Source organism: Caryophanon tenue (assembly GCF_001700315.1).
GTDB lineage: Bacteria > Bacillota > Bacilli > Bacillales_A > Planococcaceae > Caryophanon > Caryophanon tenue.
This window is the reverse complement of the sequence record NZ_MASJ01000003.1, coordinates 218,172-242,445: the sequence shown is the minus strand read 5'-3', so window position 1 is coordinate 242,445 and position 24,274 is coordinate 218,172. Positions and strand designations below refer to the sequence as shown.

23 protein-coding genes are annotated in these 24,274 nt (G+C 40.1%); 8 read left to right on the top strand and 15 right to left on the bottom strand.

Translation table 11 applies throughout. From position 1 onward, the window contains the following. Nucleotides 1-12: 12 nt before the first annotated feature. Nucleotides 13-1,449, bottom strand: coding sequence for a hypothetical protein (locus A6M13_RS04320; protein WP_066543210.1), 1,437 nt, complete (start codon nt 1,447-1,449; stop codon nt 13-15). A 55-nt stretch (nt 1,450-1,504) separates the two neighbouring features. Between A6M13_RS04320 and A6M13_RS04315 the strand changes: the two genes are divergently transcribed. Then, entirely contained in the window at nt 1,505-1,894 is a 390-nt protein-coding gene (locus A6M13_RS04315) for a DUF7147 family protein (protein WP_066543208.1), read from the top strand. A gap of 10 nt (nt 1,895-1,904) precedes the next feature. On the opposite strand, the gene A6M13_RS04310 is transcribed toward A6M13_RS04315, so the two are convergent. Continuing rightward, entirely contained in the window at nt 1,905-2,177 is a 273-nt protein-coding gene (locus A6M13_RS04310; RefSeq protein WP_066543203.1) for a YlbG family protein, read from the bottom strand. Nucleotides 2,178-2,303: 126 nt separating this feature from the next. On the opposite strand from A6M13_RS04310, the gene A6M13_RS04305 reads away from it, so the two are divergent. Further along, entirely contained in the window at nt 2,304-3,206 is a 903-nt protein-coding gene (locus A6M13_RS04305) for a glycerophosphodiester phosphodiesterase family protein (RefSeq protein WP_066543202.1), read from the top strand. A 203-nt stretch (nt 3,207-3,409) separates the two neighbouring features. Beyond that, a complete protein-coding gene (locus tag A6M13_RS04300; RefSeq protein WP_066543200.1) occupies nt 3,410-5,371 on the top strand; it encodes an S-layer homology domain-containing protein in 1,962 nt (653 codons plus the stop codon). 54 nt (nt 5,372-5,425) lie between these two features. Here A6M13_RS04300 and A6M13_RS04295 read toward each other — a convergent pair whose 3' ends face one another. Then, the gene (locus A6M13_RS04295) at nt 5,426-5,872 is read right to left on the bottom strand and encodes a YlbF/YmcA family competence regulator (protein WP_066543198.1); all 447 of its coding nucleotides are present in this window, start codon (nt 5,870-5,872) and stop codon (nt 5,426-5,428) included. Between the two features lie 83 nt (nt 5,873-5,955). Between A6M13_RS04295 and A6M13_RS04290 the strand changes: the two genes are divergently transcribed. Next, nucleotides 5,956-6,456, top strand: a complete 501-nt coding sequence (locus A6M13_RS04290) for a PaaI family thioesterase (protein WP_066543197.1) — start codon at nt 5,956-5,958, stop codon at nt 6,454-6,456. Nucleotides 6,457-6,502: 46 nt separating this feature from the next. Here A6M13_RS04290 and A6M13_RS04285 read toward each other — a convergent pair whose 3' ends face one another. Next, nucleotides 6,503-7,558: a CAP domain-containing protein gene (locus A6M13_RS04285; RefSeq protein WP_066543196.1), complete on the bottom strand. Its 1,056-nt coding sequence runs from the start codon at nt 7,556-7,558 to the stop codon at nt 6,503-6,505. Nucleotides 7,559-7,736: 178 nt separating this feature from the next. Here A6M13_RS04285 and A6M13_RS04280 point away from each other — a divergent pair, with 178 nt between their 5' ends. Further along, nucleotides 7,737-8,111: a YugN family protein gene (locus tag A6M13_RS04280; protein WP_066543195.1), complete on the top strand. Its 375-nt coding sequence runs from the start codon at nt 7,737-7,739 to the stop codon at nt 8,109-8,111. A gap of 69 nt (nt 8,112-8,180) precedes the next feature. Here A6M13_RS04280 and A6M13_RS04275 read toward each other — a convergent pair whose 3' ends face one another. From A6M13_RS04275 to coxB, 6 genes are all read right to left on the bottom strand, one after another. Further along, a complete protein-coding gene (locus A6M13_RS04275) occupies nt 8,181-8,654 on the bottom strand; it encodes a DUF420 domain-containing protein (RefSeq protein WP_066543190.1) in 474 nt (157 codons plus the stop codon). 17 nt (nt 8,655-8,671) lie between these two features. Further along, the gene (gene ctaG / locus A6M13_RS04270) at nt 8,672-9,595 is read right to left on the bottom strand and encodes a cytochrome c oxidase assembly factor CtaG (RefSeq protein WP_066543188.1); all 924 of its coding nucleotides are present in this window, start codon (nt 9,593-9,595) and stop codon (nt 8,672-8,674) included. A 197-nt stretch (nt 9,596-9,792) separates the two neighbouring features. After that, nucleotides 9,793-10,137 (bottom strand): cytochrome C oxidase subunit IV family protein, encoded by a 345-nt coding sequence (locus tag A6M13_RS04265; protein WP_066543186.1) that lies wholly within the window; start codon nt 10,135-10,137, stop codon nt 9,793-9,795. Between the two features lies 1 nt (nt 10,138). Continuing rightward, a complete protein-coding gene (locus A6M13_RS04260; RefSeq protein WP_066543184.1) occupies nt 10,139-10,768 on the bottom strand; it encodes a cytochrome (ubi)quinol oxidase subunit III in 630 nt (209 codons plus the stop codon). After that, on the bottom strand, nt 10,768-12,660 hold the full coding sequence (gene ctaD, locus A6M13_RS04255) for a cytochrome c oxidase subunit I (RefSeq protein ID WP_066543182.1): 1,893 nt from the start codon (nt 12,658-12,660) through the stop codon (nt 10,768-10,770). Before ctaD ends, A6M13_RS04260 begins: the two co-directional genes overlap by 1 nt. Before the next feature lie 45 nt (nt 12,661-12,705). Beyond that, nucleotides 12,706-13,794, bottom strand: coding sequence for a cytochrome c oxidase subunit II (gene coxB / locus A6M13_RS04250; protein ID WP_066543180.1), 1,089 nt, complete (start codon nt 13,792-13,794; stop codon nt 12,706-12,708). A 691-nt stretch (nt 13,795-14,485) separates the two neighbouring features. Here coxB and A6M13_RS04245 point away from each other — a divergent pair. Beyond that, a complete protein-coding gene (locus A6M13_RS04245; RefSeq protein ID WP_066543178.1) occupies nt 14,486-15,475 on the top strand; it encodes a COX15/CtaA family protein in 990 nt (329 codons plus the stop codon). A 362-nt stretch (nt 15,476-15,837) separates the two neighbouring features. On the opposite strand, the gene A6M13_RS04240 is transcribed toward A6M13_RS04245, so the two are convergent. From A6M13_RS04240 to A6M13_RS04230, 3 genes are read right to left on the bottom strand one after another with little or no spacing between them, the layout of a single operon-like run. Beyond that, a complete protein-coding gene (locus A6M13_RS04240) occupies nt 15,838-19,269 on the bottom strand; it encodes a pyruvate carboxylase (RefSeq protein WP_066543173.1) in 3,432 nt (1,143 codons plus the stop codon). Nucleotides 19,270-19,272: 3 nt separating this feature from the next. Continuing rightward, nucleotides 19,273-20,565, bottom strand: a complete 1,293-nt coding sequence (locus A6M13_RS04235; protein WP_245669230.1) for an FtsW/RodA/SpoVE family cell cycle protein — start codon at nt 20,563-20,565, stop codon at nt 19,273-19,275. A gap of 58 nt (nt 20,566-20,623) precedes the next feature. Then, complete coding sequence (locus A6M13_RS04230; RefSeq protein ID WP_066543172.1) at nt 20,624-20,905, bottom strand: Fpa/YlaN family protein; 282 nt, start codon at nt 20,903-20,905, stop codon at nt 20,624-20,626. Between the two features lie 179 nt (nt 20,906-21,084). On the opposite strand from A6M13_RS04230, the gene A6M13_RS04225 reads away from it, so the two are divergent. Beyond that, entirely contained in the window at nt 21,085-21,582 is a 498-nt protein-coding gene (locus tag A6M13_RS04225) for a hypothetical protein (RefSeq protein ID WP_066543170.1), read from the top strand. A 14-nt stretch (nt 21,583-21,596) separates the two neighbouring features. Next, nucleotides 21,597-21,800 carry a YlaI family protein gene (locus A6M13_RS04220; protein ID WP_066543168.1) on the top strand — a complete coding sequence of 68 codons (204 nt, stop codon included), beginning with the start codon at nt 21,597-21,599 and terminating at the stop codon, nt 21,798-21,800. A 74-nt stretch (nt 21,801-21,874) separates the two neighbouring features. On the opposite strand, the gene A6M13_RS04215 is transcribed toward A6M13_RS04220, so the two are convergent. After that, nucleotides 21,875-22,168 carry a YlaH-like family protein gene (locus tag A6M13_RS04215; RefSeq protein ID WP_083998236.1) on the bottom strand — a complete coding sequence of 98 codons (294 nt, stop codon included), beginning with the start codon at nt 22,166-22,168 and terminating at the stop codon, nt 21,875-21,877. A 202-nt stretch (nt 22,169-22,370) separates the two neighbouring features. Then, complete coding sequence (gene typA / locus A6M13_RS04210) at nt 22,371-24,221, bottom strand: translational GTPase TypA (RefSeq protein WP_066543163.1); 1,851 nt, start codon at nt 24,219-24,221, stop codon at nt 22,371-22,373. Nucleotides 24,222-24,274: the final 53 nt, after the last annotated feature.

Here is a 24,274-nt window from a genome sequence, read left to right as displayed (position 1 = left end):
CACCAAACTTTCTTATTCCGCGACTCTCGTTTCAACCGGAATCGTCGTAATTTCAATAACGCGGTCTTTTTTACGTAAGTCTACATCAAATAAACGTACTAACCACGCTTCTTCAATATAATACTGACCGCCGATTTTGTCGACCGGTCGTGACTTCGTATCATAACGACGTTCATTGTACACATAAAAAAGTTGCGTAATCGGGAAACGATACGATACTTCGTGATTATTGACATAATAACCATTTGTACCAGCACTCGCCTCATAGCCAAGCTCTGTCAATAATGGCTGCGCAGCATAATACACGCGGTCGTTATATAAAATGGCAGCTAATTCATCAATGCGCACTTCATTCACATACACACCGCGTGTATCCTCTTCAACAATTGGGAAGAACGTTTCACTCGTTGCGTTACGCGTAAAGAATGTTGTTTTGGCACCGAGAACATCTGATAAAATATCATCCAAAATTAACGGTGATACCTCTTTGCCTTTTAACGCTTGTAATCGGTCGCTAAAGCTTTGTTGCTGTGACTTCGATAAATATGCTTGCAACGCTTCAATCACTTGTTGTGCACGCGCTTCTGTAATCGCTGTTTCACCAATTTCAGCAATCAGCAATTGTTGTAACCAAGCAGGCGTGTCCACAAACGTAAACATTTCTGCTACTTGCGTGGCAACAATTTGCTCTTTTACACTTGCTAAATTCAGCATCGGTAAAAAGATAAAGCGAGAATTTTCATGAGTTGTCGTTTGATTTGCTTGAATTAATGCGACATGGTCATTAAACGAAAATGCCATACGTTCTACTTCTTGCATAAATTTATCGGTTACATTATAGGCAGAATACACCGACAATTCTTCATTCGATGCTTTTAATGCAAAGTCTCCAGCCTGCCAATATAAATCATATACATTGCCTGCACCTGAGAACATCGTATACGTAATGCCTTCTAATGTAGAACTGCTTGTCAATGGTAAACCCGTTACCCATTGGCCTTTTTTGGCATTCGCTGTCGATACATGTACAACTGAGTTTGTTGCTGTACCATTTGGCAGCTGCGCAAAAATTTGCTCCAGTAATAATTGATTCGGTAAACCATTTGCTAACGGTACATTATAAACAACCGTTTGTGCCGATGTCTCACCTGCTAAAAAGCTGTAGGCATCATTTGCTAAACGGTCACAACTCGTCGTTGCTTCTACATAACATGCCATTTCATTCGCTTGCATTGACCATGCAATCGGAATGGGTTGATTTGGTAAATCATTAAATGTATGACGAATTTGTAATGCTTGCTCAGAATAAATAACTTCAATCTCTTGCGTATACGAAAATGGTGCAGTACCTGCATCGACATTTTCGGAAAAACCTTGGTACTGGAAAAACGCTAAACCTGCAATAACAAGCAGCGATAGTCCAAATACAAAAACAGCAATTTTTTTCATGTGCTTACCTCCTGCAGCATGATAAGATAGGTAACGAAAGGAAGTGTATTACAAAATGATTCAACGCTTTATAGAACTAGGTGAAGGTTACGGTGATATTTTCGAGATTTGTGAACTTGCTCGTACAAATGCAGACCGCTTAGAGCAAGCCTTCATCATGTATGCCAATCATAATGACAAACAAGTTGCTTCCCTTGCAATTAGCTTGAAGCCAGTTGGCGATAGTAAATTCATGCCGATTTACCTATGTCGAGAAGGCATTCCTTATAATGCTGAAAAACCATCGCAACGCTTAGCAATTTTCGAGGAAGCCCTGGCACAACTCAATGTTGTTCCTAACCGTTTTGAAATAAAGCATTCATCTATATTCTCGGAAAATAACTTATACTATCAATACTTAATTGGTATTTTAAGACTAAATCACTATATACCACCTATGCACTAGAAAAAAACCACTATAAACCGGTTTTATAGTCATATTCTTTCGCTTTATCCGGTTTCGCGTTTTCAAACTCCGTTTTTACAAATGGGCGATATGATGGCACAACGTCTTTCACAAAAGGAAGGCGTTGGAGCTTCGCCATTGTCGCTTCCACATCCTGTTGGTTACAATACATCACCACATACTTCAGCTTACGTGAAATATAATGAACATTGCCGTATTTGCGTAATGTTTTCGCATGTTTTAATTGATTTACATATATAATAATGCCTTGTCGTTCATTCATATTCATTCCCTCTTTTCTTACTTTTGAGCTTACCATACGCTTTTCAGTCGTGGCAACAGCGATTAGCTGACATAAAGCGTGATTTTCGTATATAATAGATGAAGATTATTGTTAAGGAGGATGAACATGGGGAAAAAAACGAAAGTAGCAATCGCAATCGCAGCGGCAAGTGCAGCTGCTTGGGCAGGTACAAAAGCTTTATCAAAGCCGGAAGCGCGCCCTGGAAAACCCGCTTTACAATCCACTCGACCAATCATTTTAGCGCATCGAGGTGGCTGCCAGCTAGAACCTGAGCATACGATGCTTGCGTTTAACCGCTCCGCTGAACTTGGGGTAGACGGTTTTGAAATTGATATTCGCTTAACGAAAGACGAAGAAATTTTAGTGTTCCACGATGAAACAGTAGACCGTACAACAAACGGCTCCGGCGCAGTTGCTGCACTTACATTAGAAGATTTACAGGCGCTAAACCATGGCCACCATTTCCAAAACTTAGACGGTGAATACACATATCGTGATGAACAAGTAGCTCCTGTGACATTACGCGAGCTGTTAACAACATTCCCAGATAAGCTTGTTAATATTGATATTAAAGATAGCCCAGATACTTATGAAGGTAGCTTAATGCCTTCAAAATTATGGCGTCTGCTCGAAGAACTTGAAGCAACAGAACGCGTCGTTGTGACAAGCTTCTATAGCGAGCAAATCGACCGCTTTAACTTATACGCACAAAATCGCGTCGCATTAGGCGCAGGCGAAGCCGAAGTTCGAAACGCCTTTACAACGTTTACTGGACAGTTTGGACATTTATATCATCCAAAAGCGGATGTATTCCAAATCCCACCAAAACATAATCGATTCGCACTTGATTCACCAAAGTTCATTCAATTTTTAACGAATTTAAATATCCCTGTACATTATTGGGATGTTAACGACTTAGTGACGATGAAGCGCTTAACACGCTTAGGTGCAACTGGTATTATTACAGGGCGACCAGATTTAGCAAAATTTTTATTTGATGAAGCATAATCATTCAAAAAGCTAGTAGGAAAATAACCCTTTCCTACTAGCTTTCTTTTACGCCGCCATTCTTTATTTCCTACAAATCCCACAACAAAACATCTGTTCATCACGTTTTTTTGCCAATTTGTCTCATTTATCAAAGTTCTCCATTCTTTTTGTTATACTCTTTTATAGACAAAATCTGTCTAACTTTAAAGGAGGTTCCAACTATGAACAAATTTACAAGCTTACTTTTTATCGCTTGCTCGCTACTTTTTGTGTTCTTCTCGCCACAAAAAGCAGACGCTGCAACCCAAAAAGTTGGTGTTTTATTTTCGCAGCAAAGTGAAGATTTCATGTTTTCAAGCAATGTTGCTGGCACATATCAGCCACCATTATTTAGCTACTCTGTATCAGTCGATCCAAAAGGCCCGTACGGCTCAGCAATGGATAAAGCGATTCGTATGTATTCGTTTTACAAAGAAAAAGGCTATGACGTACAACGCATTTCCGATAGCGATTTAAAAAACTTAGCGACACTGAATACATATGACGCGATCGTTTTACCATATGCGGTTATGTTAAACCATACACAACGTGAAAATGTACGTCGCTACGTTTATGGCGGTGGTAACGCGCAATTTATTTTCGCAACAGCACGTAATGAAGCGGATAAATTCGAACCAAACCCAGAGAAAATGGATTTATCACCACTTATTTATGATGTACTAACGTATATTTGGGAATGGGATAACTTAACGGAAACACTACAATCAACATTCCGCGATGATATCGTCTTAACAGATATGACCATTACAAATACAAAAGGTAGCACACACCCAATTTTACAAAATGCGTATAAATTAACAGGTCGCAACAATATCACGTTAAAAGAAAGTGGCAATGAATGGATTGAAAGTATTGCCTTATGGCCGACAAAGAACGCACAAAGCATTTTAACCTTCTCAGATTTCTCGTTAAAATCATATACACCTGAACGTCAAGCCTATAAAAGTAAATACATTACAAAAGGCGAAACACCTGCTTTAACAGCTGTACAATACGGCGAAGGTCGTTTAGTGTATTCAGCGTTTAAAATTTATGATTTCATTACGGTTGATAAAGGCAATTACGATTGGCACGACAAATCAACAACGGTGAATCGCGCACACGACAACACAAGTGGTGCAGAAGATGCGACAGCTGTTTTACAATCATCAATGGATTGGTTACTAGCACCACGCACAGATTTTGCACAGCGTCATTATGACGTATCGATTACACCATCGAAAGTACAAGCATATGTGAACCCGAAAAAACGCTTCGTATTCCGCGGGACAGTACGCATTAAAAACGAAGGACATGTGCCAGCTCGTGGTTTAATGACTGTGCAAGCCGTAAATGCTAACAACAAAGTTATTGGCGAATACAAAAAGATTTTAACAGGCTTAGCACCACATAATTTAGAGTATAACTCTTACGATGAAATGTTTGAAATTATGATGCCAGGTAACATCGCAGACGGTAATTACAAATTAAAAATTACGTTTAAAGAAGCACGTCATGACCGTTTAGATGAAGGCTTCGTTACACGTGGGCATATCATTAACGTACAGAAAAAAGGCAATTACAGTACGCTTTCAACATTTAAAGGCTTTAAAGATGTTGGCAAAGGCTCACACTTAGACAATATTAATAATGCGGCTGAAATCGGCATTATTACAGGCTATGAAAACGGCACATTTAAGCCTTCAAACACCGTATCACGTTTAAATGCGATGATGATGATGCTACGTGCTATGGATGTGACACCATCGAAAAGCGCAACATTACCAGCAACGGTTACGGATATTAAAAAGGGTGCTTACGGCTATGACGTATTAGCGACTGCCTATCAGTACGGCTTAATTAATATCGAAAAAGGCAACAAAATGAATGCACAAGGACCAATGCGCCGCGGTGAAATGGCACAAGCACTTGTAAAAGGCTTTGATTTACAAGGAACGTCTACTGTGAAATTCACAGATATTGGTACACCAACAGGTTATGCACAATATCACAATATCCAAACGCTTTATCACCACCGTATTACAACGGGGAAAACAGCTTCAACATATGCACCATATGATGCTGTAACACGCGCACAATTTGCAACGTTTATTATGCGCGCATTAGAAAGCACATCGAAATAATGACAATAAAAAGCACTCGTGAACAATATTCACGAGTGCTTTTTACATATACATTTATGCAGAGCAGCCACAGCCGCCACCTGTACCACAACTACCACCACAGCCTGAGTCCGTTTGGAAAAATGGATTGCTAACCGGGACTTTTACCGCTTCTGAAGCCGATTTACCAATTAGTAAACTAACCTCATCTAATAAGTCTTGCACTTCATTTTCTGCAAGACGTAATGCTGAAATCTCTTCAATCATATCTAAACTACGCTTTTGCGCACGAATTGATTTCATAATTGTATTGTAATCAGGATGATACTTACCAAAGCGCTGCACATCCTCATAATGGTCTTTCATACGTTGAAAAGCGTTAATTTGCTGAACAATGTCCTTGTTGCCATAAACGGCTACATACGCCTCACGATAATGCATCACTTGTTCCGATTGCAAAATCATGCGACTCAGTTCATCAGCTTCATCTAGAATGAGTGCCCATTCCGACGTCATCATCATTGTTATTCCCCCATTCTTTCACCATCATAACAAATTTTATGCTATGTTTGTACTAACATATACTGAAAAAGGAGTTGACTATCATGGACCCATTAATCGAAAAATTAGCAGCAACCCTTCTAGACTGCAATGATGCGCAGCGACAACTGTTAACAGATGTTCTCGAACGCTTCGATGCACATATACATAATGAAGAATACCGCCTTCCACTCAACGCACTCATTGGTTCAACGGGTGAAACAACTGATCATACAGGCATTGTACGTGTGCAAAATACACCAGCGATTCAAAACAGTATTCAAAGTCCCCATGGCGGTATTATCGCGACGATTATTGACGGAGCAATGGGCCGAATCGCCACTGCACAAGCACAGCAACAACAAAAACTTGTTGTGACATCAACGATGCAAATTCACTATTTAGCAACGACACAAGCTGCTGAACTCATTGCAACCGGGACAATTATAAAAGCTGGGCGCACATCGATTGTTACCGAGTGTCGTGTCGTAGATAGTGATGGACGCGATATCGCCTTTGCAACCGGTACATTTCATATTATCACTCCGCGTATCCCTTTACCGTAAATGATAAAAAGCCCCTTGAACAGTTTGCATGTTCAAAGGGCTTTCACTATTCTATAGATTGCTGCTCAATAAATATTTGTGTGTAATTATCTAAAAATACACCCGCCCCTACATGTGTAAAGGCGTCATCCATCATCAGCTCGTAGTGACTGGCAGAGTTAATCCATCCGTGCATCGCTTCAATTGCATCCACATATGAAATCGCCACATTCGAACCTGCTGTTTCGTAAGCGATGTCTGCTGTTTTTAACTGCTCTTTAATATCGCCCTTTGTCGGTGACTCATTCGACAAATACCCTTCCTGTGCCATTTCTTCACTATGTTGTTGTGCGACTATTTGCAATGCATCGTCCATGATGAGTGGCAATAAATCTTGAGATGTGCGCGCTACATTGACTAAATCAATAAGTTGTTCCGTCTGCCCTGCATGAATTTCCTGCTGTTGGAACGACGTCGGTGGCTGTATCGTCACCAGCTCTCCCATAAACATCATCTCGTATGGCTGTTGCGCTACAAGCGTCTTCGCATCAATAAAACGCACCGCTTGTACTGTCGATGTGTCTTCATGTAAATAAACTTGTGCGTACATACCTTCATACGCAATTAATAAACGTGTGTGTAAATCCTCTTCTGATAATGTAAAGCTATATAAATTATCACCAATCGGCACATTTACTTCTGACTGTATAATCATCGAGCGATATAACTCGTCAATCGGTTGTTGCACATAAAATGGATGCATATTAATATGCTCTCCACCAACATATACTTGTGTAACGGTTTGAGCTGTAATACCGACCATCATAAACGCATCATACGACGTATTATAAATCCACCACTCATCATCATATTTCGATAAATCTTTGCGCTGTGGCTCTCCGTATTTCGCTAAAAAAGCATCTGAAGATTGTCCAACAAATGTCGACACACCTTCAGATGGTCGCTCTAAAGCATTCACCTGTTCTTCTAGTTGTTGTTGAGGGAGTGGCTCCGTTACTTGAGGCCCTTCTAACGCTTTATTTTCTTTCACAGAACTCGTTGTATAGTACGTAATAAACCCTACTACGAAAATGGCAATTATCAATTTATAAATCGTTCTCAAAGTTGTTCCCCCAGCGTGTATTCTCTCTTTTTACTGTACCGTATTATGCGTATAACCGATGTATATTCGCTTCATTATAACAAGAATCCTTCACAATCGACAATGTAAGCGTTGCAAGCACAAGTTCTTTCCTCTATTATTATAATTAGTAAGACAATTGCAAAGGAGGAAGATCGTGATGTACTTTGAAAACCAAAATCTTGAAGGAATTACCGCAGACCAAGAATTAATGGAAAAAGTAATGGCGAACGTTGGCCTTGAAAGTACGGGGGCATGGGATTATGACCGCAAAACATTTGACCGTTGTTTCGACGTTGCTGAAGGCCGTTTCTACCTACGTGTGTTTACATACGCCGTTGACGGTGATGTTGGTGCACATAATGCAACACTAAAAATTTTAAAACCTGCACTTGGCAAATATTATTATCCGCACGGTGTCGAATATACAGACGAAATATTCCCAGACCATTTAGTGCAAGCTTGTGAACGAATTTTACACGATGTCGAACAGCAATTTGCTGCGTTTGGCATCGTTGCTACACCTGCTACGTAATAAGCTTGCGTTATTCGTAAAAACCCTTCGGTCGCCTATACGACCGAAGGGTTTTGTCATGTATTCAACTTAGAAGTTTAAAATCGCTTTAATTAATGATGTTGTTGGACCACCTGGATATTTCACATATAACAAGTAATATACAGCCGTTCCTGTAATAGCTACGAAGAACCAAATCACACTTGTAATTGGTCCAATTTTACGGTGCTTTTTAATATTGTTCTTTAAACCTAACCATAATGTCACTAAACCAAATACCGCGCCAGATGTTGCTAAAATAATGTGGAACACTAAAAATACCGTGTAATAAATTTTTAAGTCCGCTGGGCCACCGAATGATGTGTTCCCTAAAAATACAGTGCGTGATGCGTAAATAACAAAGAAAATAATCGCTGATACAGCAGCTGCTAACATCGCTTTTTTATGCGCTTCAATCTTCCCTCTTGCCACTAATACCCAACCAATTGCTACAAAAATTGCACTAATGACAATAAATGTTGTACTAATTGTTGGTAATAAATATTCTCCAAACAAATGCTCCATAATACGCTCCTATAACTTTAATAATATTGACTCATTGCCTTGCGTTCTTCCAACGCTGCAGCCGTAATTGCATCCGCATTTTTCTGCTCGTTTTTATACCACTTGCGGAAAATTGAATACAATAACGCACCGAAAATAATTTCTTGAATAATCTTCATCACAATTCCACCAAGCTGTTGGTCTTCAAGTGTCGACATGGACATAAATAATTCTGGCCCTGTGACACCAAGTGATGGCAACATCGCTAATGTCGATGCTGGCACACAAAGCGCCATCGATTGCAACCAAGCATCTCCGGCTACATACGTCTCATACATCGGCATATCTGCAAAAATAATAAGTGCACACGCGGGTGTAATAAGTACCGCATTCGCCATGACAATGCCTATTTTGTGTAAGCCCTTTATCTCTTTACTACCTGGTATTGGATTTAACAATGACCAATACATCCATACAGCACTACTAAATAATAGACTCGTATACGCTGCATGAAGCGGCTCACTTAATTTCACAACATCTAAAATAACAGGAATGTGATAGAAGCTAAACAATAATGTAAATGTAAATAAGGACACAATCGGCTGTGTCACCACGCGCCATAATGGTCGAATAATCCGCAACGAAATAAAGGCTTGCCACATCCACCACGGAATTCCTTTTATGAGCACAATCGGCACTAATAAAAGGAGTAACGCCATTTGCACCATATGCATCGTAAAGCTAATATGGGCAAGTACATCAATTGGTGTTCCTTTTACAATATACAATAACATCATCGCTAAACTAAAATAAACTGCTTGTGCCTTTGTTAGAGGCTCACTTACTGAAAAGCGATGCCGCCATGTTGTCGCACTTGCAAAAAACAACAATGACACAAGAATGATGACACAAAGAAAATACGGACTCCATAACGCCTGAAAGCCAAATACACTTAGCTTCATAGAAAACGCTTCCCTTCTCTCACTAGCTTCATTATAAGTATCCCTATGTAGTACTTCAATGAACAACGTATGACAATTTTCATGAAAACAGACAGATGTCGTTGCAAATGTTTTGCTATTTCATGAAATAGTTGTTCAGAGAGACACAAAAGGTGTCCTCGACAAAGAGCGTGGACACCTACTTGTGACAGTTTAACTTACCATGCGTTATGCCACCAAATAATTGTGACAAAGCATAAAATCGTAATAAACGCGACTAAAATACCACTCCACATGAAGAATGAAATCAATCCCATCTCACGTTCATTCATATGCATGAAATAATACAGTTGCAACACGACTTGCACGCCTGCTAATAATAAAATAACCGGTGCGACAAAGTAGAAAGAAAAACCTGCGCCAACCGCTAAAAAAGCAATGAGCGTTAAAAAAATCATCAACGCAAATGTCACAACTTGCATGCGCATACCGGCAGCGCGCTGTTCACGTGCATATTTAAATTCTGTAGCCGTCTTTGCAACGACTTCACCATGATGTGCCATGTTACATCGCTCCCATCAAATACACGACTGTAAAGATAAATACCCACACAACATCAATAAAGTGCCAATATAAGGCTGCTACATAATATTTCGGGGCATTGTATAAATTTAAGCCGCGCTTACTATTTCGAATAATTAACGCCGTAATCCAACATAACCCTAATAGTACGTGGGCACCATGAGTACCAACTAATGTGTAAAACGCTGATGAAAAGGCTGAATGTGTGTAGTTAAAACCTAAATGTACGTAATGGTTGAACTCATAAATTTCAAGCCCTAAAAATACTGCACCTAACAATACCGTAATCCCCATCCAGGTTTGTGTACCTTTAAAATTATGATTTTTCATATGGTACATGGCATACACAGATGTTAATGACGACGTCAATAACACCATCGTCATAACAAACACAAGTGGTAATTCAAATAATGCTTGTGTCGTAAATTCTGCGCCCATCCCATTTGGTCCTTTATTTTTTAATGCTAAATATGTGGCAAATAAGGACGCAAATAGGACAATCTCACAGGCTAAAAATAACCAGAAGCCAACAAATTTATTTTTCCCTTCTAACGTTGCTTGCTCTGGATGGTCTGGCCACGTTTGTGGCGTGAATTTCGTATTAAAATCCATCACTCATGACCCCCTTTTTTGCCGTATAAACGCTCTTCTTCTGCGATAATATCTTCCACATGAAGATGATAACCATGGTCATCTTTTGCAGAACGTACAAACATCGAAATAAAGGTAATTAATAGACCACCAATGAGTAAATAAATCGACCAGCCTTTATCCGCATCCATATTATATAATGCCCCAAATGAGGCAATAAATAACCCGACAGACATAACGAACGGAATAATGGAATTGTTTGGCATATGGATATCACCAAGTGGCTCTGCATATGTCATCCCTTCCGTATTGCCTTCTTGCTTCTCAATCCAGTACGTGTCTAAACCGCGCACAAGTGGCGTTTGACGGAAATTATAAAACGGTACAGGTTGTGGAATCGCCCATTCAAGTGTACGTCCATCTCCCCACGGGTCACGTCCAACTTTCTCATTTTTCACAGCCGTAATAATCACGTTAATGACAAGCGTTAGTACACCAATTGCCATTAAAAATGCCCCTACTGTCGAAATTAAGTTAAATGTATCCCAGCCTTGGTTGTCTAAGTATGTAGCAACACGACGTGGCATACCCATTAATCCTAAGAAATGTTGTACGAAGAACGTACAATGGAATCCGATAAAGAATAACCAAAATGTTATTTTCCCTAACTTTTCACTTAACATTTGATTAAACATCAGCGGCCAGTAATAATGTGCTGAACCGAATAATGCAAGTACGATACCACCAACAATTACATAGTGGAAGTGGGCAACGATAAAGTATGAATCATGTAACTGATAATCAAGTGGTGCTGCTGCTTGCATCACTCCGGTTACCCCACCAGCTACGAATGATGGAATAAAGCCGAGTGCATAAAGCATTGGCACTGTTACTTTTATCGAGCCACCCCACATTGTGAGCAGCCAGTTAAATACTTTCATGCCGGTCGGTACCGCAATCAACATCGTGGCAACTGCAAAAATTGCATTCGCCGTCGCTCCTAGACCCACTGTAAACATATGGTGCGCCCATACCATGAAACCTAAGAAACCAATTAAAATTGTGGCAAATACCATCGACGAATAACCGAATAATCGTTTACGTGAGAACGTCGCGAATATTTCTGAGAATAAACCAAATGCCGGCAACACTAAAATGTATACTTCAGGGTGACCGAAAATCCAGAATAAATGCTCCCAAATAATAGTATTACCACCCATTGTGTGGTCAAAGAAATTCGCACCAAACATTCGGTCAAATAACATCAACGCTAAACCGATTGTTAATGGTGGGAAAGCGAATAAAATTAATGCACTTGCTACAAACGTTGTCCACGTGAACAGTGGCATACGCATATACGTCATCCCAGGTGCACGCATATTAATAATCGTTACTAAAAAGTTAATACCTGAAATCAATGTCCCTGCGCCTGATACTTGTAGACCTAGTACATAAAAGTCGATACCATGTCCTTCCGAGTATAAAGATAATGACGCATACGACGTCCATCCTGCATCGGGGGCTCCCCCTAAAAACCATGATAAGTTTAAGAACACACCACCGAAGAAGAACAACCAAAAACCTAATGAATTTAAAAATGGGAATGCTACGTCACGCGCCCCGATTTGCAATGGAACAACCGCATTCATAAACGCAAATAACAACGGCATGGCGGCTAAGAAAATCATTGTTGTGCCGTGCATCGTCATTAACTGATTGAAAAACCCAGCTGATACAAAATCATTGTTCGGCTGCACTAATTGAATACGCATTAATAGCGCTTCAATACCACCTAACACGAAGAACAACGTACCAGCCACTAAGTACATTACTGCGATTTTTTTATGGTCAACCGTTGTCATATAGTCCCAAACGGTTGCGCCAAACCCTTTTTTCTTAGCGATTGAGCTCACAATGTCTACCTCCCTCAAGTACGTATTGCAGTTCGTCTTATCTCGTTACTCTTCTACCGATAGGCTCATTAAGTAAGCGGCAATCGCCTCTAATTCTTCCTCCGGTACATCCTCATATACGGGCATTAAATTTCCTGGTTTAATGTCATCTGAGTGTTTCAGCCAATTTACGACTTCCTCTTCCGTATGCTCTAAAATGCCTGCAACACGACTACGATCACCAAAGGTTGCTAAGTTTGGACCAACTGCATTTGACGCATATGGATTATCAGGTGTTACAGCGGTGGCATCTGTCGCATGACAAGAAATACAGGCATTATCGACAAACGCTTGCTCCCCTGCTTGCACATCCGTTGCAACAGGACGGTCCGCTGTATTTTGCATCGCGCTTACCCATGTATCGAAATCATCACGCGCTAATGTTTTTACTTTGAAGTCCATCAGTGCGTGCGATGGGCCACAAAGCTCGGCACACTTCCCGTAAAATACACCTTCTTGTAAATCTGCTGACTCTTCACCAAATTCTAGATAAAATTTATTTAAGTTTTCTACATTGGTATCCATTTTACCGCCAACTGCTGGAATCCAAAATGAGTGCTTCACATCTGCCGCAATCAAATTGAAATATACATTCTCACCCGTTGGTACAACTAATTCTTGCGCCGTAACAATACCTAAGTCTGGATATTCAAACTCCCACCAATATAACTTAGCTGTTACATTTACCGTCAATGCCTGTTTATCGCCATTTTCGTCAACTGCATCCATGCCTGATGTATCGCCTAATTTGTACGTAGCCGTTACAGTCGGCACTGCTAAAATAAGCAGTAAAATAACAGGAATAACCGTCCAAATTACTTCTAATGTATGGCTTCCTTCTACTTGCTTTGGAATGACGTTTTCACCGACAACAGATCGACGGAATTTAAAGAATGAAATGAGGTAAATCGCGCAAACAACGATAATTACAAATGCCATAATTGCCGTTGAAAGTATTAATAAATTAAATTGCTGTTCGCCGACTTTACCAGCAGGTGTCAATGTTGATAAATACTCTTCACCACATGCTGATAAAAAGACTGTGAGTGTCGCCAATAAACCAAACAGACGCCATTTCTTTAATCCTTTCATCATAGCTACATTCAACCCCTCTTTCGTGTTGTATTGTCCTGTGGTGACAACGGTATATCGATGAACGCTGCACACGTGCAATATTTCCAACCTTCAGAAAATTATACATCCACAATCACTCATCTGGATCTCAGCACATTTGACACAAAGATTCCCGCTCGTCTCCACAATTTCGGTATATTTCAACCGAACATCAAAAATTCACTTACAAGGCAAAGAACAAACACGCTTGCTTCCTCGTTCTCCATGTACATATTTACCGAGTCCGCTTTATTTTTGTAGCTTTTTTAGCGAGTGTCTTTCATTTTTGTAAGCATATTCCGCTACCATAACTATATCGAACTTCTCCTTTTATTTCTATATATTATCGAAAAATTACACAAACTGCTAAAAAGCGACTACTACAAAATAGCATAAAGGAGAAATAAAAAGGACGGTATTTTGCTTTTTCACAATACCGTCCAATGTTTATATATTTCATACTCTCTCTATTATTTTCAGAAAAAATCGCTAAAAATTACTATTGTTTGAAAGTACCTCGCGTGCCAAACGCCCCTTAATTGACTGAAAAATATTTTTTATCTATTTTACGCATCATATATTCTAAAAGTTGTATTTTTTTTCTACTTCCGATAACATAAAGGAGCAGGCACGTTCTTTTGGACGTTCGTTACTCATAAAGTAGGTGACGCATATGAAGCAACAAACTTGGCTCAAATGGATTGCAGTTGCCTCCTCTGTTGGCATGTTATGTATTTTACTTGGAGGAGCGCTCGTTACAAAGACAGATAGTGGCTTAGGTTGTGGACGTAACTGGCCAGATTGTAATGGCTCGCTAATCCCAAAGGAAATTACAGCCGAAGTATTAATTGAATTTTCACATCGTGCTGTGACCGCGTTCGTTTCGATTTTCATCGTATTACTAGCAGTTGCATGTTGGCGAAAACTTGGACATATTCGTGAAGTAAAGTTTCTTTCTGCTGTGTCCGTTATTTTCTTATTTACGCAAGCCTTAATTGGTGCTGCTCAGGTAAAATGGGGACAAGGCGACTTTATTTTAGCACTGCATTTTGGCATTTCTCTTATTTCCTTTGCGTCTGTTTTATTACTAACACTTATCGTCTTTGAAGTAGACCGAAAATTTGATGCTGACCATGTAAAAGTAACTAAAAAACTCCGCCGACAAACAATCGCAGTTACGCTTTATTCATACATAGCAATTTATACCGGCGCTCTTGTTCGTCATACGGAATCTAGCTTAGCCTGTCTTGATTGGCCAGTGTGTCATTTTGAACGCGGCTGGAATCTATTACCTGCTAATCAATACGAATGGATTCAAATGGGACATCGCTTTGCTGTACTCATTTTAATTATTTGGATTTTTTCAATTGCGATTCATGTCATTCGCCATGAACGCCAACAAAAAGCACTTCTTTACACATGGGTAGGTGCTGCTTGTCTCGTTGGTGCACAAATGATTACGGGTATGCTTGTCGTTTTGACACGCCTTCAATTATTCGTAGCACTCGGGCATTCCTTATTTATTTCGATGCTTTTTGGCTTGCTTTGTTACTCCGTTATGCTCGTTTCACGAAGTACGGAAGTGACGAAACCGGAAACCGTTGCATCCCTTGAAAAAAATGTTTATCTTGAAGAATCTGAAGCTTCATCGTTTAATAAATAGTAAAAAAGAACACAATTGGACAGCAGCATAATTCAAATAAACACCAACGATGTTCAATGATAAAAATTGTATACGTCGTCATTAAACGAAGAACGGACTTCTGGCGGAACAGTACGAGCGAGAGACTACACGCAGAAAAGCCTGCTCGAAAGTGTACGACGATGAAAGCAGAAAAGTGTTAGGAGAAATTTCATCATTTCTCCTAACACTTTATTTTGTCTCAAACTCATTTTTCTGCTTTTAGTGCTACGCCACATAGCGACGCTTTCCGTGGATACGGCTTGGCGTAAACACGATATTTGTCACACAATATGGCGTTTTTGGCAGCGCTCTTAAGCATGATATGTTGTAATTACTTATTTTTACTCAAACTCAATGAGTAAATCACCTGTTGAGATGGCTGAACCAGCTTTCACATGGACCTCTTTAATAACGCCATCTTTTGGCGCTTGTACCGTTGTTTCCATTTTCATCGCTTCTGTGATAAGTAAATGGTCGCCGCGTTTTACTGGGCTACCTTTTGATACAACAACTTTTAATACTGTCCCTGGCATTGTCGCACCAATTTCATTTGGATTTGTTGGATTCGCTTTTAATGCCGTATTACCAGTCGTATCAATTGTCATATCTTGAATAACAAGCTCACGTGATTGACCATTCAGCTCGAAGTATAATACACGTGTACCATCGTGCTGTGCTTCACCAATCGATACAAGTTTAATAATTAACGTTTTCCCTGTTTCGATTTCAACGTCAATTTCCTCGCCAATTTTCATACCGTAAATAAAGGTTGGTGTGTCGAGCACCGAAATATCACCAAACTGCCCTTCAGCTGTGACATATTCTTCAAACACTTTATCATATAGCGCATGTGCTAAGCAGTCTTGTTTTGTAATTGTACGGTTCGGGAATTTCTCTTCTAGCATCGCTTGTAATGCATCAAATTCTACAGCTGGTAATAGCTCACCTGGACGAACTGCAATCGCTTCACGGTCTTTTAAAATGACACGTTGTAAATCTTTCGGGAATCCACCGTGTGGCTGCCCTAAGTATCCTTGGAATAGCTCGATAACAGATGCTGGGAAATCAAGCGACATACCGCGTGTAATGACTGTCTCTTCGTCTAAATCATTTTGGACCATAAATAATGCCATATCGCCAACAACTTTTGACGATGGTGTTACCTTCACAATATCACCAAATAATAAGTTTACACGACCATACATATCTTTTACTTCTTCCCAACGGTCGCCAAGTCCTACACCTTTTGCTTGCTGCTGTAGGTTACTATATTGACCACCTGGCATTTCGTGAACGTACACTTCTGAATGCGGGCTGACCATACCGCTTTCAAATTCACTATAAAACTTGCGTACATCCTCGTAGTAATACGATAACTTCTCAAGCGATTCAATATCGACACGTGCTTGACGCTGTGCACCATCTAACGCATAAGCAAGCGAGTTCACAGATGGCTGTGATGTTAAACCTGACATCGCACCAAGTGCTGTATCAATAATGTCTACACCCGCTTCAATTGCACGTGCATATGTGTAAATACCATTTCCACTCGTATCGTGTGTATGTAAGTGAATCGGTAACTCTGTTGCTTCTTTTAACTCGGATACTAAACGATATGCAGCTTCCGGCTTTAATAACCCTGCCATATCTTTAATCGCTAAAATATGGGCACCAGCTTGCTCTACCTCACGTGCCATATCTTTGTAATATTGCACCGTATATTTATCGCGACCGTCATTTAAAATATCGCCTGTATAACATACAGCTACTTCTGCTACCTTCCCTGCATCACGCACTGCTTCAATCGATACATTCATCGATGGTAACCAGTTCAATGAATCGAAAATACGGAACACATCAATACCTGTTGCTGCTGACTCCGCGATAAACTCACGAATAACATTGTCTGGGTAGTTTTTATAACCAACGGCGTTCGCACCACGTACAAGCATTTGGAATAACACATTCGGAATCGCTTCACGTAACTGTGCTAAACGTTTCCATGGGTCTTCTTTTAAGAAACGGTACGCCACATCAAATGTTGCACCGCCCCACATCTCAAGTGAGAAGTGGTCTTTCATACCTGCCGCTGTTTCTTGCGCTACCGCCAACATATCTGCTGTACGCATACGTGTTGCAAGTAATGATTGGTGTGCGTCACGCATCGTTGTATCCGTAATTAACACGTCTTGTTGCGCTTTAATCCATGATACTAAACCATCAACGCCCTGCGCATCTAAAATCGTTTTAGTACCTGTTAAATCGCTTGGTACGATGATTTGTGGTTGACGCGGTTGCGCTAAAATTGGTTTCGATTTTACGTCAACACCTGGGAAGCCATTGACTGTTACATTCCCAATATAATTCAGTAATTTCGAACCACGGTTACGCGGTAATTGGAAATCAAATAACTCCGTTGTTGTATCAATAAAGCTTGTATTGAAATCCCCTGCTAAAAACTTTGGATGTGCCACGACATTTTCTAAAAATGAAATATTCGTTTTCACACCACGGATACGGAATTCGCGTAAGTTACGGTCCATTTTCTCCGCTGCTTGTTTAAATGTCGTACCCCATGTCGAAATTTTTACAAGTAACGAATCATAATACGGTGTAACAACTGCCCCTTGGAAACCATTGCCGGCATCTAAACGGACACCGAAGCCACCTGACGAGCGGTACACTTGTAGCTTCCCTGTATCAGGCATGAAGTTATTTAACGGGTCTTCCGTCGTGACACGTGATTGAATCGCATAACCGAATAACGGAATATCTTGTTGCTGTGGTAAACCAACTTCCGTAAATAAATTTTCCCCCGCTGCAACGCGAATTTGCGTTTGCACGATGTCAATACCTGTAATCATCTCGGTAATCGTATGCTCAACTTGGACACGTGGATTCACTTCGATAAAGTAGAACTCATCGCCTGCCACTAAAAACTCGACCGTACCGGCATTGACATAGCCGACATTTTTCATCAGTTTGACAGCTGCATCACAAATGCGGTGACGTAAATCTTCCGTTACTGAAATCGACGGTGCAATTTCGACAACCTTTTGGTGACGACGTTGAATCGAGCAATCACGCTCATATAGATGCACGATATTACCATGTATATCTCCGATAATTTGTACTTCGATATGTTTTGGTTGAATAATTGCTTTTTCAACGTACACTTCATCTGAACCAAATGCTGCTTTTGCTTCTGATTTTGCACGGTCATAGGCTTCTGATAGTGCATCTGCTGATTCAACAAGACGCATACCGCGACCACCGCCGCCCAGTGCTGCCTTAATCATCACCGGATAGCCGTGACTTGCCGCAAAGCGTTCGACTTCTGCTAAATCCGCCACGGGGCCGTCCGTACCTGGAATTACGGGAATATCTGCTGCAATTGCTTGCTCACGCGCTTTTACTTTATCACCAAACATATTCAGGTGACGTGATTCAGGACCGATAAAGATAATCCCTTCTTGTTCACAACGCTCTGCGAATTGCAAATTTTCAGATAAAAAACCATAGCCGGGATGAATCGCATCCGCCCCGCATTCTTTAGCGATGGCGATAATCCCTTCGATGTCTAAGTACGCATCGATTGGCTTTTTCCCTGCACCGACAAGATACGACTCATCCGCTTTATAACGGTGGTATGAGCCGCTATCCTCTCTTGAATAAATCGCTACCGTTTTAATTTTCATTTCCGTTAGCGCACGAAATACTCGGATTGCAATCTCACCACGATTGGCAACCAACACTTTGTTAATGACTGACATGTATTAACCTTCCCCCTTGTGCTTCTTTCGTTTTCGGATTTTCTCATTAATTGAAATGTTAATAAGTATCCCTATAGCTAAAGATAACAAAATAAGTGAAGAACCGCCATAGCTAATAAAAGGTAATGTTACACCAGTTAGTGGAAGGAAGCCGACCATCCCACCTAAATTAATACATGTTTGTAAGCCAATCCATACGCCAATAGCGCCTGCAACCATACGTGCGAACGGGTCTTTTGTTGTTAATGCAATAAATAATGCACGACAAACAATCAGATAAAGTAACCCAACGACAAGTAATACGCCGATAAAGCCCATTTCCTCAGAAATAACCGCCATAATAAAATCGGTTTGCGGTTCTGGAATAAAGCCCAGCTTCTGAGATGACTGCCCTAAGCCGACTCCTTCAAGACCACCTGCACCAATGGCTAAATAACCTTGAACAATTTGATAGCCTGTGTCTCTTGCATGCTCAAATGGATTAAACCATGCCTCAAAGCGTCCTAAACGGCTGCCATTGAAAATATCTGTCGCAAGTGCCATAAACGCAATGGCTAGTCCCATTGCTAAGCCCATACCGCCTGTAAAAATCGCAAACTTTTTAAACGGTATGCCACTTAACATATAAATCGACACCGTAATACCCGCGACAATAATGACTGCACCTAAATCCGTCTCATTCCCAATCGAAAATAAACATAAAACTGGGAACACTAAATATAAAATATAACGTTTATATGAAATATCTTGAATGCTTTGAACACGCATACGATTGGCAATTAAGCCACTTAAAATTAAAATAATCCCTAACTTCGCCATTTCAGACGGTTGTAAGCTAAAGAAGCCAAACGAAATCCAACTTTGAGAACCTACTGTGTCTTTACCGTATCCAATAATGTGAACAAGCCCTAGTAGCAACAATGTCCCCCCTGCAATGAGCCACATTATTGTTTTTTCACGGTAAATACGATACGAAATTAACGCTGCAAAACTCGCGAGCACGAAGCCCATCACTAAAAAACGCAGCTGCCTTATATAATAATGGTCAGGCGGTGAATCATATTGCACAATCGCCCACCATACACTCGCACTGTAAATCATCACGGTGCCAAATACGCATAAAATAATATACGGAATTACTATGTACCAATCCATATTGCGCAAATTACGTTTAAACGCAGTGCCAACCACCTTCAGCATTTCGCCTCTCGTTGATGTCGGTTTATCAACAGAAGATGTTGGCGCACTATTTTTTTTCGCCGAAGATCGACGTCTTTTATTCGTTGTTTCTTCCATGTTCATACCTCGTTAGAAAAAAAACTCAAACGCCGCAGTGGAGTTTGAGTTTTCCATGTTATTTGTCTGTAAATGCATCATGCAAAACAGAAAGTTCTTTTTCAAGTGAATCTAGAATCTCTTTCCCTTTCTCACGCTCAATTAACCCTAATTTAACGGCAAATTCAATTTCGCGAGATAAGCCGAACATTTGTGTATCTAATACTTCCTCATACAACGGGCATTGCGGCATTGTTAAGTGATCCATCTGCACTTTTATTAAACGTGCTATTTTTTCAGCATCAGCATTTAACAACTGTAACGCTTTCTCCTGATAGGAAGTGTGTTGTGTAGTATCCATGAGGACGCCCCCATTACCTATATTTCTTCAATTCTATCTTTATAAATTTTATCGTTTAGTGTACAAAATTGCAAGTATTGTTACGTGAATCCTCAATCTTTTGAAGAATTAATCTTTGTACGTCGCGTCAATAAGCGTTATACTGTAAACGTAAAGCAGGATTGAAGGAGGAAATACCCATGGAATTTATACTTCCACTAAACGGCAAAACAAAATATTCGTTAACATTAGATCCTACAGTTTGGATTTTTGACGATCGTAAAATCGACTTAAAAACATATTTCGTCGATGAAAAAATCGTTGAAGATGCAGATGAAAAATATTTAGATGCAGTTGGTAAACACTGGTCTCGTGAAATTATGGAAGGCGCAGTTTACCCACCGACATTAAAAACAGAGCGTAAATTCGACCGTAAAGGCATGCAAACAGGTACATTCGGTATGGTACTTGGTACATTTATTAAAAATGCAGAGCCACTAGAAGATGCGACAACCGTAACGCTTGAAACAGCAAATGGTACATATGATTTCTCATTAGCCGATGCTAGCTCACTGATTTTAAAGTTCTCACATGAAGGAAAGCCATTAAATGAGGATGGCCCTGTGCATGTTTTATTTGACGATGGCTCGAATGTTGACAACCCAATTACGCATGTGACAGCAATTCGCATTCAATAGGAGGCACAATCATTATGCGCGTACAATGTGTTATTTGTGATAATGTCATTGATTTAGATGATAATTTGCCTGAAGCAAAAAAACTTCGCAACCGTCCGATTCACACATTTATGTGCATCGATTGTCGCGAACGTATTACGGAAAAAACAGAAGCACGTCTTGCTACAGGACAATTCCGCTTTTTCCGTTCCTCTCATCCAGTAGATAATGAATTTTAACGACTAGATGAATCATTAAAAAGACCGCCCGATTTTGTCGGACGGTCTTTTTTCTGTGTTTGGCTCTATGCCATTTACGCAGCTTGCTCGTTTTTCTCCCGCTTCAGGCGCATTTTATAAACGATTAAAATGAGCGCTGCCACAAGCAAACCTTCGACCATTGGTAAAAATAATGCTAAAAACGTTAAAATTATACACCCGACAAATAAGAAGCTGTAAATAATCATATTTTGCCCAAGGCGTAGCTGTTTCGCAAAGCCTAATTTATACACAAGTGCACTGAGTAAAAATACTAAAACAAATACGACATAGCCTGCGATATCATACGTCGGTAGATTTTCATAAAGATAACGCGTCACCCCGGACATTCGACCAAATACAAAAGCATTTTCTTCTTCAATGGTCGCTGCTAATAGCGTCCCGTTTGTTAACCATAACTCCACAGTCCCACCCCTTTATGTAAAAAAGCTTCTATTATATATTACATTACCATAATTGCTCGTTTACGTATAATTTTCTTTAAAAAGAAAAACCCTCCCCTAACAAATGTTAGAGAAGGGCTCGCAAAAATTAAGCTTCTAATTCAGCGTTTTTCTTTTTCTTCGCTACACGCTCACGCTCACCTTTGTCAAGGATCTGCTTACGTAGACGAATTGATTCTGGTGTTACTTCTAAGTACTCGTCATCTGATAAGTACTCTAACGCTTCCTCTAAAGAAAGGATACGTGGCTTTTTAATAACATTCGTTTGGTCTTTGTTCGCTGAACGGATGTTAGTTTTTTGTTTTTGTTTCGTAATGTTTACAGTAATATCTGCATCACGTGTGTTTTCACCAACGATCATACCTTCATATACTTCAGTACCTGGCTCGATAAATAATGTACCGCGGTCCTCAACACCCATCATACCGTAAGTCGTTGCTTTACCGTTCTCCATTGATACTAATACACCTTGGTGACGTCCGCCTACTTTACCAGGAACAACTGGTGCGTAGTGATCGAATGTATGGTTCATCATACCGAAACCTTTTGTTAATGACATGAACTCGGTTGTGTAACCGATTAAACCACGTGCTGGTACGTTGAAGATTAAACGTACTTGACCAGAACCGTTGTTGATCATATCTAACATTTCACCTTTACGTGTACCGATAGACTCGATAATCGCACCAGTGTTTTCTTCAGGAATGTCGATTTGAACGCGCTCGATTGGCTCTGATTTTACGCCATCGATGTTTTTAATGATTACTTGTGGCTTAGACACTTGTAATTCATAACCTTCACGACGCATGTTTTCGATTAAGATCGATAAGTGAAGCTCACCACGACCTGAAACTGTCCAAGCATCTGGAGAATCCGTATCTTCAACGCGTAAAGATACGTCTGTTTGTAATTGTGAACGTAAACGCTCTTCAATCTTAGATGATGTTACCCATTTCCCTTCGCGGCCTGCAAATGGAGAGTTGTTTACTAAGAAAGTCATTTGTAATGTTGGCTCATCAATACGTAATGGCGTTAATGCTTCTTGGTGGTCAGTTGGACAAACTGTTTCACCTACGTTGATGTCTTCCATACCTGAAACGGCGATTAAGTCACCAGCTTTAGCTGTTTGAACTTCCTCACGTTTTAAGCCGAAGAAACCGAAAATTTTCGTTACACGGAAGTTTTTCACTTTGCCGTCTAATTTCATTAATGATACTTGTTGACCTACTGAAATCGTTCCACGGAATACGCGACCGATACCGATACGACCTACGAAATCATTGTAGTCAAGTAATGATACTTGGAACTGTAATGGCTCGTCTGAGTTATCCACTGGCGCTGGGATTGTTTCAATAATTTTTTCAAATAAAGGTACTAATGTATCTTCTTGAGCTGCTGGGTCTGGATCTAAAGAAGAAGTACCGTTTACACCAGAAGCATATACTACTGGGAAATCTAATTGATCGTCTTCTGCACCTAATTCGATAAATAATTCTAATACTTCGTCTACTACTTCTAATGGACGAGCTGAAGGTTTATCGATTTTGTTAACAACAACGATTGGCGTAATTTTTTGTTCTAAAGCTTTCTTTAAAACGAAACGTGTTTGAGGCATACAACCTTCATACGCATCGACAACTAAACAAACGCCATCTACCATTTTTAAGATACGTTCTACTTCTCCACCGAAGTCTGCGTGTCCAGGCGTATCAAGGATGTTGATACGTGTCCCATTATAGTTTACTGCTGTATTTTTCGCTAAAATTGTAATTCCGCGCTCACGCTCGATATCACCTGAGTCCATTGCACGTTCTTCAACGCGCTCATTCGTACGGAAAGTACCTGATTGTTTTAATAATTCATCTACCAACGTTGTTTTACCATGGTCAACGTGGGCAATAATTGCGATATTACGAATATCTTGACGTAAATTTGTCATTATTCCACTCCATATTCTTTTTTCAATTGTTTAACTGTGATATTATAGCACAT

Coding starts and splice junctions, on each gene's coding strand:
- A6M13_RS04290 (WP_066543197.1), top strand. CDS start 5,956: ATGGACCCATTAATCGAAAAATTAGCAGCAACCCTTCTAGACTGCAAT.
- A6M13_RS04300 (WP_066543200.1), top strand. CDS start 3,410: ATGAACAAATTTACAAGCTTACTTTTTATCGCTTGCTCGCTACTTTTT.
- A6M13_RS04305 (WP_066543202.1), top strand. CDS start 2,304: ATGGGGAAAAAAACGAAAGTAGCAATCGCAATCGCAGCGGCAAGTGCA.
- A6M13_RS04320 (WP_066543210.1), bottom strand. CDS start 1,449: ATGAAAAAAATTGCTGTTTTTGTATTTGGACTATCGCTGCTTGTTATT.
- A6M13_RS04265 (WP_066543186.1), bottom strand. CDS start 10,137: ATGGCACATCATGGTGAAGTCGTTGCAAAGACGGCTACAGAATTTAAA.
- A6M13_RS04235 (WP_245669230.1), bottom strand. CDS start 20,565: ATGGAAGAAACAACGAATAAAAGACGTCGATCTTCGGCGAAAAAAAAT.
- ctaG (WP_066543188.1), bottom strand. CDS start 9,595: ATGAAGCTAAGTGTATTTGGCTTTCAGGCGTTATGGAGTCCGTATTTT.
- coxB (WP_066543180.1), bottom strand. CDS start 13,794: ATGATGAAAGGATTAAAGAAATGGCGTCTGTTTGGTTTATTGGCGACA.
- A6M13_RS04260 (WP_066543184.1), bottom strand. CDS start 10,768: ATGGATTTTAATACGAAATTCACGCCACAAACGTGGCCAGACCATCCA.
- A6M13_RS04220 (WP_066543168.1), top strand. CDS start 21,597: ATGCGCGTACAATGTGTTATTTGTGATAATGTCATTGATTTAGATGAT.
- A6M13_RS04245 (WP_066543178.1), top strand. CDS start 14,486: ATGAAGCAACAAACTTGGCTCAAATGGATTGCAGTTGCCTCCTCTGTT.
- A6M13_RS04215 (WP_083998236.1), bottom strand. CDS start 22,168: ATGTCCGGGGTGACGCGTTATCTTTATGAAAATCTACCGACGTATGAT.
- A6M13_RS04240 (WP_066543173.1), bottom strand. CDS start 19,269: ATGTCAGTCATTAACAAAGTGTTGGTTGCCAATCGTGGTGAGATTGCA.
- A6M13_RS04280 (WP_066543195.1), top strand. CDS start 7,737: ATGTACTTTGAAAACCAAAATCTTGAAGGAATTACCGCAGACCAAGAA.
- A6M13_RS04295 (WP_066543198.1), bottom strand. CDS start 5,872: ATGATGATGACGTCGGAATGGGCACTCATTCTAGATGAAGCTGATGAA.
- A6M13_RS04315 (WP_066543208.1), top strand. CDS start 1,505: ATGATTCAACGCTTTATAGAACTAGGTGAAGGTTACGGTGATATTTTC.
- typA (WP_066543163.1), bottom strand. CDS start 24,221: ATGACAAATTTACGTCAAGATATTCGTAATATCGCAATTATTGCCCAC.
- A6M13_RS04310 (WP_066543203.1), bottom strand. CDS start 2,177: ATGAATGAACGACAAGGCATTATTATATATGTAAATCAATTAAAACAT.
- A6M13_RS04230 (WP_066543172.1), bottom strand. CDS start 20,905: ATGGATACTACACAACACACTTCCTATCAGGAGAAAGCGTTACAGTTG.
- A6M13_RS04275 (WP_066543190.1), bottom strand. CDS start 8,654: ATGGAGCATTTGTTTGGAGAATATTTATTACCAACAATTAGTACAACA.
- A6M13_RS04225 (WP_066543170.1), top strand. CDS start 21,085: ATGGAATTTATACTTCCACTAAACGGCAAAACAAAATATTCGTTAACA.